Origin of the sequence: Salipiger sp. 1_MG-2023 (assembly GCF_030547555.1) — a bacterium.
GTDB lineage: Bacteria > Pseudomonadota > Alphaproteobacteria > Rhodobacterales > Rhodobacteraceae > Salipiger.
On sequence record NZ_JAUOQN010000021.1, the window covers coordinates 47,658 to 61,724 of the forward strand.

At 63.0% G+C, this 14,067-nt stretch carries 14 protein-coding genes; 3 read left to right on the top strand and 11 right to left on the bottom strand.

Annotated elements, in window-relative coordinates; genetic code table 11:
* Positions 1-59 precede the first annotated feature (59 nt).
* On the top strand, positions 60-791 hold the full coding sequence (locus Q4543_RS11995) for a folate-binding protein YgfZ (RefSeq protein WP_303438577.1): 732 nt from the start codon (positions 60-62) through the stop codon (positions 789-791).
* On the top strand, positions 788-1,585 hold the full coding sequence (locus tag Q4543_RS12000) for a fructosamine kinase family protein (RefSeq protein ID WP_303438579.1): 798 nt from the start codon (positions 788-790) through the stop codon (positions 1,583-1,585). The genes Q4543_RS11995 and Q4543_RS12000 overlap by 4 nt, the downstream gene beginning before the upstream one ends.
* Here Q4543_RS12000 and Q4543_RS12005 read toward each other — a convergent pair.
* The gene (locus tag Q4543_RS12005; RefSeq protein ID WP_303438580.1) at positions 1,556-2,050 is read right to left on the bottom strand and encodes a GNAT family N-acetyltransferase; all 495 of its coding nucleotides are present in this window, start codon (positions 2,048-2,050) and stop codon (positions 1,556-1,558) included. The genes Q4543_RS12000 and Q4543_RS12005 overlap by 30 nt on opposite strands.
* Positions 2,051-2,144: 94 nt before the next feature.
* A complete protein-coding gene (gene efp / locus Q4543_RS12010) occupies positions 2,145-2,708 on the bottom strand; it encodes an elongation factor P (RefSeq protein ID WP_216002120.1) in 564 nt (187 codons plus the stop codon).
* Positions 2,709-2,923: 215 nt separating this feature from the next.
* On the opposite strand from efp, the gene Q4543_RS12015 reads away from it, so the two are divergent.
* Positions 2,924-3,253: a DUF6280 family protein gene (locus Q4543_RS12015; protein WP_216002119.1), complete on the top strand. Its 330-nt coding sequence runs from the start codon at positions 2,924-2,926 to the stop codon at positions 3,251-3,253.
* 84 nt (positions 3,254-3,337) lie between these two features.
* On the opposite strand, the gene Q4543_RS12020 is transcribed toward Q4543_RS12015, so the two are convergent.
* The 9 genes from Q4543_RS12020 to dnaA form a co-directional block, all read right to left on the bottom strand.
* Positions 3,338-4,246: a hypothetical protein gene (locus tag Q4543_RS12020; protein ID WP_303438583.1), complete on the bottom strand. Its 909-nt coding sequence runs from the start codon at positions 4,244-4,246 to the stop codon at positions 3,338-3,340.
* Between the two features lie 70 nt (positions 4,247-4,316).
* Positions 4,317-5,729, bottom strand: a complete 1,413-nt coding sequence (locus tag Q4543_RS12025) for a TolC family outer membrane protein (protein ID WP_303438585.1) — start codon at positions 5,727-5,729, stop codon at positions 4,317-4,319.
* Positions 5,730-5,811: 82 nt separating this feature from the next.
* The gene (locus Q4543_RS12030) at positions 5,812-6,462 is read right to left on the bottom strand and encodes a protein-L-isoaspartate O-methyltransferase (RefSeq protein WP_216002116.1); all 651 of its coding nucleotides are present in this window, start codon (positions 6,460-6,462) and stop codon (positions 5,812-5,814) included.
* 124 nt (positions 6,463-6,586) lie between these two features.
* Positions 6,587-6,913 carry a hypothetical protein gene (locus tag Q4543_RS12035; protein ID WP_303438587.1) on the bottom strand — a complete coding sequence of 109 codons (327 nt, stop codon included), beginning with the start codon at positions 6,911-6,913 and terminating at the stop codon, positions 6,587-6,589.
* 8 nt (positions 6,914-6,921) lie between these two features.
* Complete coding sequence (locus Q4543_RS12040; protein WP_303438588.1) at positions 6,922-7,263, bottom strand: YqjD family protein; 342 nt, start codon at positions 7,261-7,263, stop codon at positions 6,922-6,924.
* 317 nt (positions 7,264-7,580) lie between these two features.
* Positions 7,581-9,998: a DNA topoisomerase (ATP-hydrolyzing) subunit B gene (gene gyrB / locus Q4543_RS12045; protein ID WP_303438590.1), complete on the bottom strand. Its 2,418-nt coding sequence runs from the start codon at positions 9,996-9,998 to the stop codon at positions 7,581-7,583.
* A 79-nt stretch (positions 9,999-10,077) separates the two neighbouring features.
* A complete protein-coding gene (gene recF / locus Q4543_RS12050; RefSeq protein ID WP_303438592.1) occupies positions 10,078-11,181 on the bottom strand; it encodes a DNA replication/repair protein RecF in 1,104 nt (367 codons plus the stop codon).
* Positions 11,182-11,302: 121 nt separating this feature from the next.
* Positions 11,303-12,421, bottom strand: coding sequence for a DNA polymerase III subunit beta (gene dnaN / locus Q4543_RS12055; RefSeq protein WP_216002111.1), 1,119 nt, complete (start codon positions 12,419-12,421; stop codon positions 11,303-11,305).
* A gap of 165 nt (positions 12,422-12,586) precedes the next feature.
* Complete coding sequence (dnaA, locus tag Q4543_RS12060) at positions 12,587-13,957, bottom strand: chromosomal replication initiator protein DnaA (protein WP_303438610.1); 1,371 nt, start codon at positions 13,955-13,957, stop codon at positions 12,587-12,589.
* Positions 13,958-14,067 lie beyond the last annotated feature (110 nt).

The following is a 14,067-nucleotide window of genomic DNA, read 5'->3' on the forward strand; positions in this document are numbered from 1 at the left end:
GCCCTCGCCAGCGCTGCGACGCGGCGGTAGAGTGCCCCCCAAATCAGAAGGGGGCGACCATGAGCGAACGCAAAATTCTGCGGATCAGCGGCCCGGAGGCTGAACATTTCCTTCAGGGGCTGGTCACAAACGATGTGACGCGGTTGAAGGACGGCATCGTTTACGCCGCGCTGCTGACGCCGCAAGGCAAGTACCGGGCCGATTTTTTCCTTGTGCCGTATGGCGACGACATCCTTGTCGATGTGGCTGAACCGCTGGCCGCCGACCTGCTGCGCGCGCTGAGCATGTACAAGCTGCGGGCCAAGGTGACGGTCGAACCGACCGACCTTGCGGTTGCGCGCGGCCCCGGTGCGGCCCCCGATGGGGCCTTCGCCGATCCGCGTGACCCGCGTCTTGGCTGGCGCGCCTATGATGGGCGGCCCTCGGAAACCGCCGACTGGGATGCGCTGCGGGTCGAGGCGCTGGTGCCGGAAAGCGGCATCGAGCTGACGCCGGACACCTTTATCCTCGAGGCCGGCTTCGAACGCCTGCATGGGGTGGATTTCCGCAAGGGTTGCTATGTCGGGCAAGAAGTGACCGCCCGGATGAAGCACAAGGCCGAGCTGCGCAAAGGCCTCGCGCCGGTTGTCGTCGATGGCACGGCCCCGGTCGGCACCGAAATCCTGTCGGGCGAAAAGCCTGCGGGCGTGCTGTACACCCAGTCGGGCGGGCGCGGCATCGCCTATCTGCGGTTCGATCGCGCCGTCGGCACGCTTACCGCCGCAGACGCGCGGCTGCGGTACGAGCCATGACCGTGCAGGGACTGTCGCGGATCTTTGGGAAGGATGTGGTTGCGACGCACGCGTTGCACGGGGGTGATCTGTCTGAAGTGGTACGGATGGATCTGTCGGATGGCACCGCCGTCGCAGTCAAGCGCGGGCCAAGGGTGGCGACAGAGGCGGCCATGCTGCGCGCCATGGCCGCCACCAGTGCACCCGTGCCAAGGGTGCTGCACCTGCAAGGCGACCTTCTATGCCTCGAATGGCTAGAGGAGACGACCGCGTCCGCCTCTGGCTGGCGCGCACTGGGTAGCGGGTTGGCAAAGCTGCACGCGGCGCGCGGGTCAGGGTATGGCTGGCCCGAGGATTACGCCTTTGGCAAGGTTGTCATCGACAACGCGCCAGCCGCGGATTGGCCGCGTTTCTGGGCGGAACGCCGCCTGCTGCCGTTTCTGAGCGCCCTGCCCCCGGCGATGGCACGGCGGCTGGAATCCGTTGCCCGTGCCTTGCCCGAACGGCTGCCTGCGTCGCCCCCGCCCGCGCTGCTGCATGGTGATCTGTGGACAGGCAACGCGCTGTTCAGCGCCCACGGTGCCTATCTGATCGACCCGGCCTGCTATTATGGCCACGCCGAGGTCGACCTTGCCATGCTCGACCTGTTCGGCGCGCCCGCGCCGGATTTCCACGCAGGCTACGGGCCGGAAACGCCGGGCCGCGCCGCGCGCCGCCCGATCTATCAGCTGTTTCCGGCGCTGGTGCATTACCGGCTGTTCGGTGCCGCCTATCAAGGGTTGGTCTCACGCCTGATCGGTGCAGCCGGGGTCTGAGACCAGCGGTTTTTCAAGGATCTGCACCGCATCCCGCGCGCCAAGCCCGCGCATCAATGCCCACGACGCCGCGTTGAAGCTGTGCACAGAAACCACCCAGCCGTCGCAGCCTGTGGCGCGCGCCTCGGATTCGAACCGCCGTGCCAGCCGCCGTGCGATCCCGCGCCGCCGCCACGATGGCGCAACCGCGATGTGATCGAGCAGCGCCACCCGCCTGCCCTGCTCGACCGCGCTGGCAGGGATGTCGCGCACACGCCAGAGCAGGTAGCCGCGCACGACACCCTCGGCGCGGTACACCAGCCCGAACGCGCCATCATCAAGCTGTTGCGCCAGAAACCCGCCAAGCGCCGCATCATCCGATGCGCCGTGAAAGCGATGCGGCACACGCGACACGTGCAGCGCGTTGAGCCCCCGCAGCAGCGGCGCAACCTGCGGCAGGTCGTGTTTGGAAAGGGGATCAATCATTGAAAAAGGGCCTCCGGTGGCTATGCGCCGGAGGCCCTTTTGGATCTGATATGCGCCCCCGGATCGCACGGGGACAAAGCAGTCGGCGCGCGGGTTATGCGCGTTCCGAATACTCCATGGTTTCGGTGTTCACGATGATGTCTTCGTCCTGCCCGACGAAGGGCGGCACGAGAACCCGCACGCCATTGTCGAGCACGGCGGGCTTGAAGCTGTTGGCGGCGGTCTGACCTTTGACCACCGGCTCGGTCTCGACGATCTTGCAGGTCACCTTTTGCGGCAGGCTGGCATTGAGCGCCTCGGACTCGTGGAATTCCACCAGAATGGTCATGCCGTCCTGAAGAAAGGGGCGACGCTCGCCCAGCAGCTCGGCATCGATCTGCACCTGATCGTAGGTTTCCGTATCCATGAAGATCAGCTGGCCGGCATCTTCGTAGAGGAACTGCATGTCCTTCTGTTCCAGACGCACACGCTCGACCTTGTCCGCCGAGCGGAACCGCTCGTTCAGCTTGGAGCCGTTGCGCAGGTTCTTCATTTCCACCTGTGCGAAGGCCCCGCCCTTGCCGGGCTTCACATGGTCGACCTTGACGGCAGCCCACAGGCCTCCGTTATGCTCCAGCACGTTACCGGGGCGGATCTCGTTTCCGTTGATCTTGGGCATGGGCAAAACTTTGGCAAAAGGTTGATGAGTCTCTGGCAGCTCCTATATCTGGCCTGTTGCCATCGTGCAAGACAACGAGATCTTGAGCGACAGCGATTAGAGATATGCAACCGTCGCATGGCAGACATGCAATCGCGGTGTATCCGAATCAATCGGAATGGTCCATAACGCCACACACGCCGCAAAAGACAAGAGCAATAATCAAAGGTCGAATCATGAAAGATTTCGTGGATAGCACAGCCTACAACGCCGAACAGGGCAACCGCGCGCGCAAGCTTTTTGCCGCCGTGGTACTGGCTGCGCTCGACGACGCGATCGCCGATGACAAGAAGTACGGCAACGGTCCCGAGCAGATCGCCCGCTGGGCGCGCTCACGCGACGGCCGTGAGGTTCTGAGCTGTGCCGGTATCGACCCAAACGAGCGGGTTGTCGCCGGCCTGATGGAATTTGTCGGCAAGGGCGTGCGGACCTCTGTTGCGCTGTCGCGCGAAGAGAGCGAGCGTCGCCATGCTGCCGCTGCTGCCGAGCAGGCTGAAGCCGCCTGATCGGGACGCAGCGTCTGAAGTGAAGAAAGGGGTGTCCCGATGGGGCACCCCTTTCCTTTTGCAGTCTCAGTTTTCGCGCCAGGCTCAGTCCAGTTCGTGGCTGACCAGCATGCGATGGATCTCGCGGCGGACCAGCTTGCGGACGTTGCGGGTGATGCGCTCGCCAAGCGCGCCTTGCAGCTCCTGGCGGACGATGCTGCCGACCATCTCGCGCAGCATCTCTTCGTCGAGGGTGGCGACGGCGGTGCCGGGCTCCTTGCGCGCGTCGACAGGCAGATCCTTGGCGTCGTCCTCAACCTGAGAGCCCCGCCACGGCGGCCCGCCAAGAACCAGCGCCGGCGGCGTGACAGTTTCTACACGCTCCTGCGTCGAGTCTGCGACATCGGTTGCAGGGTCGGCTTTATCTGCATCCGGACTTCCGATCACAAAGGTATCGGCGTCCTCGTGCGCGACGTGATCTTCCCAGTCGAGCGATTCTCTGGCGCGGTGCACAAAGGTTGCCGAGGCCGAGTTTTCGCCCTGTACCGCTTGAGCTTCGGGGGCCGCGCCCCGCGCAATCAGCGCTTCAAGCCTTGCGATCTTGGCGGACAGGCTATCTTCGGCGGGGTCCGGCGCAACATCCGGCCCAGACTCGGGCACCGAATCTTCCTGCGCTGCAAGCATCCGCTCGACCTCGTCGGACACCAGACGCGTAATGAAGCCCGATCGCTCGTCGACGGCAGCTGTGGTCAGCTCTGGCTCTGGTGTGAAAAACTTGGCATCCCGGGTGTCTTCGCTGGCTTGAGGCGTGGCGGCATCAGCGACAGGCATTTCGGGATCTTGCCCACCCTTTTCAACGTCGATCACGCGCTGCGCCGGGGTCAGAACAAGACGATCAGGCCGCTCAGGCGCCTCGGCCGGCGGCTCGCTTCGTGGCCGAGCATCCTCGGACACGAGGCGGCGGATGGAGGACAGGACATCCTCGATTTCCAGATTCGTCACGGGGTCTGACATTCAAGTACCACATTTGCCACACGAACAGCGTACCCCGAGCCGGGGGATCAGACAACAGATGCAGAGAAAGCTAGTTTTTTCCCAGTGCACGCAGGACGCGATCAAGGTCACTGCCCTGCTTCGAGCTGATCGGAGCCGATTTGACCGCCTTGTAATAGGCTTCGGGGTCATATTTCGGCACAGCCAGCCCCAACGTATCCGATGTCAGCTGCCCGATCGACGAGAGCACAGCATAGGCGGCGATGGTTTCATCCACCTGAGACGAGATCAGCGACGCCCGCGCATCGAGCAAGGTCTGCTCGGCGTCGAGCACGTCGAGCGTGGTACGGGCGCCCAGCGTCGCCTCTTCGCGGATGCCATCAAAGGCGACCTGAGCGGCGCGCACCTGTTCACGGGCAGAAATCTGCGACGCCTGCGCGATGCGCAATTGCGCATAAGCGCTGCCGACGCTTTGCTCGACATTGCGCCCGGCAGTGTAGAGCTGCGCACGCGATGCATCGCGATTCGCCATGGCCTGACGGACCTGCGACGCGATTGCCCCCCCTTGGTAGATCGGGCCGGACATACCAAGCGTCACCGAGCCGCCATAGGTCGCTGCGGGACTTTCCCAAGTCTCGGTCCGCCCGTAGCTGCCCTGAAGCGTGAACTTGGGCGATTTGGATGCCTCGGCGATTTGCACGGACAGATCGCTGGTCGCCACGGTGTGGCGCAGTTGAACGATATCGGGATGGTTGCGCAGCGCCATCGTCTTGGCGGTGTCGACCGAACTGGGAAGGCGCGGCAGCCCCTTGGGCTGCTCCAACCGTTCCGGATAATGACCGACCACGGACTTGTAGACCTCGCGGTTCACGGCCAGCTGCCCCTCGGCAGCGGTCAGGTTGCTGCGCGCCGCGGCCAGCTGTGCCTCGGCGGCGGCGACATCGGTACGTGTCACCTCGCCAACCTCGAACCGGTCATTGGCAGCGCGCACCTCTTCGCCCAGCACCCGAACGTTGTTGCGGCTGAGTTCGACCGTTTCCTCCGCACGTCGGACTTCCATGAACGCGGAAACGCCGTTCAGCAGGACCTGCTGCTCAACGCTGATCAGCCCGGCCCGTGTCGCCAGCACCGATTCCCTGGCCGCAGCCCGCCGCAGATTCAGCGCGCCGCCCTGATAAAGCACCTGCGTCGCCACAAGGTTCAGGCTGGCGCTGGTCGATGCGAGGTCACTCCAGACATACTTGCCAGTGGTGGAGCTTTGGCTGTTGGTGTCGCCATAGCTGCGCTCGAATTCGCCCTGCCAGCTTAACACTGGACGCAGCGCCGCCAAGGCCTGCGCCACATCTTCGTCAGCCGCGCGCAGAACGGCGCGATTCTGGTCGAGCAATCCGCTGGTGATATAGGCGCTGGACAGGGCGCTCGCGAGCGTCTCGGCGCCGGCCTGCACGGGCACCAGCGCCGCAAGGCAGACCCCCGCCATGATTCCGATGATCTTGCGTGCCATGGTCCGATCCCTTGCCCCTGTATTGCTTGCCTTTTGCCGCTGTTGCCGCGACTAATCAGTCAGTATCGGCGGCCCGCATGAGTCAAAGCGCGAATTCCGCCTTCTTTTCAAAACCTTTCAGCACCGGCGCCGCAGCGTTGAACGCAAAGCGCCAGCTGATCGCTCCGTCTATTTTCCAGCCGATCCGAACCGTGCCAAGCGCGCCATCCATAAAGATGCAGGCGATCCGCCCGCCATCCTTGAGCTGCGCCAGCAATGTATCAGGAAGAACGGCGACACCGCCTTGAACAATAATGGCATCATAGGGGCCATGCGCCGCCGCGCCTTCGGCCAGAGGGCCGGTGTGCAGCAGGACATTGTCGGCATGTTCGCCCAGCAGGGCCTGCGCCTCGGCGGCAAAGCTCTCGTCATCCTCGACCGCAACCACCGCTTCGGCGATGCGCGCGATGACCGCGGAGGAATAACCAAAGCCCGTGCCGATATCGAGCACCAGATCATCATCGTCGAGGTTCAGCGCATCCAGCATCTTGGCCAGAGTGCGCGCTTCCAGCACGACACGATCCTTTGACAGGTGAAGATTGCGGCCGGCATAGGCTGCCTCGGCCTCTGACGCGGGCACGAACGCCTCGCGCGGGATGCGCAACATCGCATCAATGATCGGGAACTTGGTAACGTCCGAGGGTCGGACCTGCGTATCCACCATCACTCGGCGGCGCGTTGCGAAGTCGGTCATCCGCTAAACTCTTCCGTTCAGTATTCGCTGAAGACGGTTGTGCCACAGATGACGCGGCCTCGCAATCGCGTTGGTTGGAATGCGCCCGGCGGCGATGCATTCCGGTTACGGAAAAATTTCCGCCTCAATCGTCCTCGCCGCTGCGCGGGCGCATCGACGCGCCAGCAGCCCGACCGGCAAGAAACGCCTCGATAAGCGCACCAAGGCCAGCGGTTGGAAGTGGCACATAGGCGCGCCTGCGGCGGAAATACAGCATGACGATCAGACCAAGAAGGATGAAGCCGCCGCCAATACCCAGAGCGGCGGTCAATGCCCCATAGGCATCGACGAGATAAATCCAACCGGCAACAGTCAGGAAACCTGCGCCGATGGCCATAAGAAACCCGCCCAGAACGCTGCCTATGACGCGCCGGACGGTATAATTCAGGCGCGCCTGTATCGCGTAGATCATTGCGCCTGTTACTTCCGGCCGATGTAGCCGATCAGGAAGCCGACCGCCGCCGCGATACCGACAGCCTGAAACGGCGAGGTGCGGATGTGACCGGCGGTGTCGGCCTCAAGCTCGCTGAGCTTGCGACCTGCTTCATGCAGCGCGTCTTCGCCGCGACCGCGCAGTTCGTGCACTTTCGCTTCGGCTTTCAGCTTGGCATCGTTGCCGCGCGACTTGCCAACATCGCCCATCAGTTCGGTCAGCGCCTTGAGATCTCCGCGCAAGGTCGAGATCTGATCCTTGAGCGCATCAATGTCGCTTTGCTTGCCGGGAGCGGTCTCGGTCACCGGGGTGGTTTGTGCATTCGCCATTTCGAAGTCCTCCGGAAAATTCGGTTGTCGTGTGTCCAACGCCCCGAATGGCAGGACAGTTCCCGCCAGCGCTGCATTTTACCAATGCGAAGAATGCGCGCCACGGGTGGCTTGGTTCGAAATAAAGGGCTGCGCCTCCGCGCCAAGAGTTGAGCGTGAAGGCATCGGCATAGATATGATGGCTTCAGGTATCATGACGGACAACCGCACAGCTTAATCTAGCCATCTATCAAATATACAAAAATCTCGATTCTTGCAGCCTCGCGGCGCATAGGATCCTGCGCGCCGCGAAAGAATTTTGGCTTCTTTGAAAACAATCAGAAGTCGAGGTTTTCAACGCTCAGCGCGTTTTGCTGGATGAACTCACGACGCGGCTCGACGACATCCCCCATCAGCTTGGTAAAGATGTTGTCCGCCTCGGCCATGTCGTCAATGCGAACCTGAAGCAGCGTGCGCGCGTCCGGATCGAGCGTGGTTTCCCAGAGCTGCCCCGGATTCATCTCGCCCAGACCCTTGTAGCGCTGCAGCGACAGGCCCTTTTCGCCCTCGTCCAGAATGGTCTTGAGCAGGCCGAGCGGGCCGTAGACCGCCTCGCGCCGGTCCTTGCGCTCGAAACTGGCGGGGGTGTTGTACACCGCCTGAAGCGCTTGGGTGAAGCTGCCGGTTTTGCGCGCCTCGCCCGAACGCAGCATCGAACCATCGAGCGTACGCACCTCTTCGACGCCGCGCAGAATCCGCGCAAGACGGATGCCGCGATCCTGAGTGATGCGGCCATTCCAGCCCTTTTCATATTCCAGCGCCACCATGTCGAGCCGCGCCGCAACCTTGTCGGCCACGCCTTGCAGATCGGCATCGACCGCGCCCGGCGTGAAGGCCCCGGCAATCGCCGCCTGTTCCAGAATATGGCGCGGATAGTGGGTCGGGAAGGCATCAAGCACGCGCTTGAGCTGCCGCGCCTCGTCAATCACACGCTTGAGATCCTGCGACGCGATCGCCTCGCCGGTGCCAAGACGCAGCTGCGCCCCGTCAATGCCCTGATTCACAAGGTAATCGTCGAGCGCCGCCTGATCCTTGACGTAGACCTCGGACTTGCCGCGCGCCACTTTGAACAGCGGCGGCTGGGCAATATAAAGATAGCCGCCCTCGATCAGCTGCGGCATCTGCCGGTAGAAGAAGGTCAGCAGCAGGGTCCGGATATGCGCGCCGTCGACGTCGGCGTCGGTCATCAGGATGATCTTGTGATAGCGCAGCTTGTCGATGTTGAATTCATCGCGACCGATCCCGGTACCAAGCGCCATCACGAGGTTGCCGATTTCCTGACTGCCAAGCATCCGGTCGAACCGCGCGCGTTCGACGTTGAGGATCTTGCCCTTGAGCGGCAAGATCGCCTGCGTCCCGCGATCGCGCCCGGTCTGGGCGGAGCCACCGGCCGAGTCACCCTCGACGATGAACAGTTCGGTTTTCGAAGGATCCTTCTCGGAACAATCCTTGAGCTTTCCGGCAAGGAAATTCACGTCCATAGGGTTCTTGCGCCGCGTCAGTTCACGCGCCTTGCGGGCGGCTTCGCGGGCATGGGCGGCTTCGACGATCTTGCTGACGATGACCTTGGCCTCGCCGGGATGCTCTTCGAGCCACTCGGCCATCTTTTCGTTCATCAGGTTCTCGACCGCCGGGCGCACCTCGGAGGACACCAGCTTGTCTTTGGTCTGGCTGGAGAATTTCGGATCGGGAACCTTGACCGACAGCACGCAGGTCAGACCTTCGCGCGCATCATCGCCGGTAAAAGCGACCTTTTCCTTTTTCGAGATGCCCTTCTCGGCGGCGTATTTGGTCAGCGAGCGGGTCAGCGCGCCGCGAAACCCCGCCATATGGGTGCCGCCATCGCGCTGCGGGATGTTGTTGGTGAAGGGCAGCACATTTTCATGATAGCTGTCGTTCCACCACATCGCGATCTCGACGCCGATGCCGTCGCGTTCGCCAGTCATGTAGATCGGCTCTTCCATCGCGGATTGCTTCGAACGGTCGAGGTATTTGACGAATTCCTTGACGCCGCCATCATAGTGCAGCTCGGTCTGGATCGGGGTGGCGGGGCGCTCGTCTTCGATGATGATGCGCACGCCGGAATTCAGGAACGCCAGCTCGCGCAGCCGCTTTTCCAGCGTCTCGAAGCTGAATTCGAGGTTGCTGAACGTCTCGGTCGAGGCAAGAAAGCGCACTTCGGTGCCGCTCTCGCCCGGGGCGTCGCCGACCTCGCGCAGATGTTCGACCGTGTCGCCATGGCTGAACTTTGCGTAATATTCCTTGCCGTTGCGCCAGATGCGCAGCTCGAGCCAGACCGACAGCGCGTTCACCACCGAAACGCCGACGCCGTGCAGACCGCCCGACACCTTGTAGGAATTCTGGTCGAATTTGCCGCCCGCGTGCAGCTGGGTCATGATGACCTCGGCCGCCGAGACGCCTTCTTCCTGATGCATGTCGACCGGGATGCCGCGACCATTGTCGCGCACCGAAACCGAACTGTCGGCATGGATTTTGACGCGAACGAAATCCGCGTGCCCGGCCAGCGCCTCGTCAATGCCGTTGTCGACGACTTCGTAGACCATGTGATGCAGGCCAGAGCCGTCGTCCGTATCCCCGATATACATGCCGGGGCGTTTGCGTACGGCCTCCAGGCCCTTGAGAACCTTGATGGAATCCGCGCCATATTCCTGCGGAGCGCCTGCGGGCTCGGCCATGTAGCCATCCTCTTGTCTTGTTTGCGCATTTTATAGGGGGAAGACGCGTGTTTGTCACGCGTATGACACCAGATTTGGGTCAGTCCGCCGTCTTTTCAACGAAGGATTGTCCCTGCTCGTCGCGAACCTTCAGCTGTTGCGCCCGTGGCCCGAGTTCGGTGAAAAGTTCCGGCCCCGTTCCGGTCATCCAAGCCTGCGCGCCAAGGGCGCAGATCTCGTCGTACAGCGCCGCACGCCGCTGTGCATCAAGATGCGCCGCCACCTCGTCCAGCAGCAGGATCGGCGGTTCACCCTCGGCCGCCAGCGCGCGGGCATTGGCAAGGATCAGCGAGATCAGCAGCGCCTTCTGCTCGCCGGTCGAACAGTCCGACGCGGGCACGCCCTTGGCGGCGAACACACCGTAGAGGTCGGCGCGATGCGGCCCGACCAGCGTGCGCCCCGCCGCCATGTCGCGAAAGCGCCCCTCGGCCAGCGCCTCGCGCAGATCCTGCTGCGAGCTGGGAATGTCGGCCCCGGTCGATATCAGCTCCAGATCGGCGGCAGGAAACTGCGTTTCGGCCCCCTGTTGCGCCTGCGCCAGACGGTCAAGAGACGCCTGACGCGCGTCCTGAATTGCGGCGCCGCTTTGCGCCATCTGCCGTTCCAGCGCGGCGTACCAATGGGCGTCGCGCACCTGTTCCTTGAGCAGGCGATTGCGTTCGCGCATGGCCTTTTCATAGGTCAGGCTGGCCTCGGCATGGTCGGGGAAGAACGACAGCGTCATCCGGTCGAGAAACCGTCGCCGCCCCTCGGGGGCCTCGATCCACAGCCGGTCCATCGAGGGGATCAGCCACAACACCCGCGCCACCCGCCCCAGCGCCACTTGCGGCGCGGGCTTGCCGTCGATCTCTGTCACCCGCGCGGCGCCCGCTTCGGAGCGGATCATCACTTCGCGCGGGCCAGCCTGCCCCTGCAGCAAGCCGGACACCTTCCACCCCAGCGCCTCGGGCCGGCGCGTCATGTCCTGCGCCGAGGCCCGCCGCATGCCGCGCCCCGGAGACAGCAGCGAAATCGCCTCGATCAGATTGGTCTTTCCTGCACCGTTCGGCCCCCAGATCGCCACTGGGCGCGCATCGACGCGCAGCTCTGCCCGCTGATACGAGCGGAAATGCGACAGGGCGAGCGTGGTGAGATGCAGGCTCATGCCTGTATCTGGCGCAGACAGCGCATGACGGCGGGGCAAGACGCCGCGCCGTCAGGGTCGCATGGATCGGCAAACGCAGCCTTGCAGGTCGTGCGGATCTGGCAGAACAAGCGGGTCCGGCTCAAACCCGCATCGGCATGACGACATAGACGGCGCTGGTATCGGAGCCTTCGCGCATCAGGGTCGGATCGCCGGACGAGTTGAACATGAACACTGCGTTCTCACGATCGACCTGACTGGCAATCTCGAGCAGGTATTTCGCGTTGAAACCGATCTCGAGCGGCTCGTCTGCATAGGCGACGGCCAGCTCTTCCTCGGCGGCGCCGCTGTCAGGCGCGTTGACCGACAGGATCAGGCGATCCTCGTCGAGCTGCAGCTTCACCGCGCGCGAGCGTTCCGACGACACCGTTGCCACCCGGTCGACCGCCTTGGCGAAATCGGTCGCATCGACCTCGAGCCGGCGGGTGTTGCCCGACGGAATAACCCGCGAATAGTCGGGGAAGGTGCCGTCGATGACCTTGGAGGTCAGCGTGATGTTCGGCGTCGCGAAACGCACCTTGGTTTCCGAAACCGACACCGCGATATCCATATCGTCTTCGTCGAGCAGCTTGCGCATCTCGTTCACCGTCTTACGCGGCACGATCACGCCCGGCATCGCCTCGGCATTGCCGGGCAGCGGCGCATCGATGCGGGCAAGGCGGTGCCCATCGGTCGCCACGCAGCGCAGCACCTGCCCGTCTTCACCGTCAGCGACATGCATGTAGACGCCGTTGAGGTAATAGCGGGTTTCCTCGGTCGAGATGGCGAATTTCGACTTGTCGAACAGACGGCGCAGCACCTCGGCCTTGGCGCTGAAATTCGTCGCATATTCCGACGAGGCCATGACCGGGAAATCTTCTTTTGGCAGGGTCGCGAGGTTGAAGTTCGACTTCCCCGCCGTCACCGTCAGCCGCCCCGCCGCGCCATCGTCGGCCAGCTGGACCATCGCGCCGTCGGGCAGTTTGCGCACGATCTCGTGCAGGGTCACCGCCGACACCGTGGTTGCCCCGGCCCGCTCGACCATGCCGGGCGCCTTGTCGAGCACCTCGATGTCCAGATCCGTGGCGCGGAACGTCACGGTATTCCCCTCGGCTTCGATCAGCACATTGGCAAGAATCGGAATCGTATTGCGCCGCTCCACCACCGATTGCGCCTGGCTCACCGCCTTTAGCAGCGTTGCCCGCTCGATACTGACCTTCATGCCCTCACCCTCTTCAGCTGACCGGAAGCGCACGTTAGCGCCATCGCACGGTCGCTCCAATGCAAATGTTCCGCAATTGATCCGACTGTTTCACAGGGACGTCAAGTGCGCGGGGCTGCCCAAAGGCAGCCCCAAGCCGTTTGTGTTGTCAGGAAAACTCACGCGTCAGGCTTCAAGCGCCCGGCGCAGCAGCTCGATATCGTCGGCAATCTGGCTGTCCTTGATGCGCAGCTCTTCGATGCGCTTGACGCCATGCATGACCGTGGTGTGATCGCGCCCGCCGAACCGGCGGCCGATTTCAGGCAGCGAGCGGGCGGTCAGCTGCTTGCACAGATACATCGCCACCTGACGCGGACGGGCAAAGTTGCGCACCCGCTTGGGGCCGATCAGATCCGACAGGCGGATGTGGTAATGCTCGGCCACTTTGCGCTGGATTTCCTCGATCGAGATCTTGCGATCCGAGGCGCGCAGCACGTCGGCAAGGCAATCCTGCGTCAGCTCCATGGTGATCGGCTGGCCGACCAGCGAGGCAAATGCGAACAGACGGGTCAGCGCACCTTCGAGCACGCGAACGTTGGTCGAGATCCGGTGCGCGAGAAATTCGAGAATGCCATCGTCGATCTGCAGCGACGGGTATTGTTCGCGGTAGGTCATCACCTTGGATTGCAGAATGCCAAGGCGCAGCTCGTAGTCGGTCGGGTGCAGGTCGACCACAAGGCCGGACTGAAGCCGCGAGCGGATGCGGTTTTCCAGATCCTTGATCTCGTCCGGCGCGCGGTCGGCCGAGATGATGATCTGCTTGTTCTGATCCACCAGCGCGTTGAAGGTATGAAAGAATTCCTCCTGAGTGGAATCCTTGCCCGCGATGAACTGCACATCGTCGACCATCAGAACGTCGACCGAGCGGAACAGCTCCTTGAAATCCATCATGCGGCGTTCGCGCAGGGCCTGAACGAAACGGTACATGAATTGTTCGGCCGACAGGTACAGCACGTTCAGATCCGGGCGGTTGTTCTTCAGATCATGGGCGATGGCGTGCATCAGGTGGGTCTTGCCGAGGCCGACGCCACCATACAGGAACAGCGGATTGAAGGTCACCTGCCCACCTTCCGCAACGCGCTTGGCAGCGGCATGGGCCAGCTCGTTCGGCTTGCCGACCACGAAGCGATCAAAGGTAAAGCGGGTATCAAGCGGCGCGCTCGGCAGCAATTCGGCCTGAGGCGTCGCTGCCTGTGCCTGCGCCGGGGCCTGCGTCGGCGCGGCCTGCGCCGCGGGGCGCGGGCGGGCATCGACATTGGCAACCTGAAACTTCAGGCGGCTCACCTCGGAATCGATCAGGCTCAGCTTCGCCAGAAGCAGATCGCCGTAATGCTGCGATACGTAGGTCCCAAAGAAATTCGTCGGGACGGTAAACACCGCAACGCCACCCGCCTCGATGCGCTCGAAATCGATCGGTGCGATCCAGGTCTTGTAGTTATTCTCTCCGACCGAGCTGCTCAGCTGGTCCTGCATTGCCCCCCAATGCTCTTTCGTCATCTTGCCCAGCTCCGAAACTTTTTCTGCCATTTGCCCATCTCGTTTCTTTCATCCGCAGCGTTCCCGCTGCGGCACCCGCACGAGACACTTGAATAGGGAAACACCTCCGA